Origin of the sequence: Undibacterium hunanense, from assembly GCF_014284335.1 — a bacterium.
GTDB classification, from domain to species: domain Bacteria; phylum Pseudomonadota; class Gammaproteobacteria; order Burkholderiales; family Burkholderiaceae_D; genus Undibacterium; species Undibacterium hunanense.
This window is the reverse complement of record NZ_JACOGF010000090.1, coordinates 1-255: the sequence shown is the minus strand read 5'-3', so window position 1 is coordinate 255 and position 255 is coordinate 1. Positions and strand designations below refer to the sequence as shown.

At 54.9% G+C, this 255-nt stretch carries 1 protein-coding gene; it reads right to left on the bottom strand.

Annotation, left to right across the window (positions count from 1 at the left end; all coding sequences use genetic code 11):
- A partial coding sequence (locus H8L32_RS27450) for a hypothetical protein (protein ID WP_186951031.1) occupies positions 1–255 on the bottom strand: 255 nt, incomplete at both ends.

The window sequence follows — 255 nt, the reverse complement described above, 5'->3', positions numbered from 1 at the left end:
TGGCACCAACTGTTGTGGTGTCAAAGTTGATGAAGCCGCCAACTTTGCCTGCACCTGCTGCTGTACCGATGGTGACGGTGCCTGTGTGGGCTGCTACGCTACCCAGGGCAACGGTGTTGTTTTCTGAGTCAGCATCAACGATGGTGACGTTTTCTGCGGCGCCTGTGGTCAGGGTGACGTTGAAACGTGGATCCGTATTCAAACCTTCAGCGATGGTCAGGGCAACGGTGTCACTTGTACCTGTGTCAACAGCCA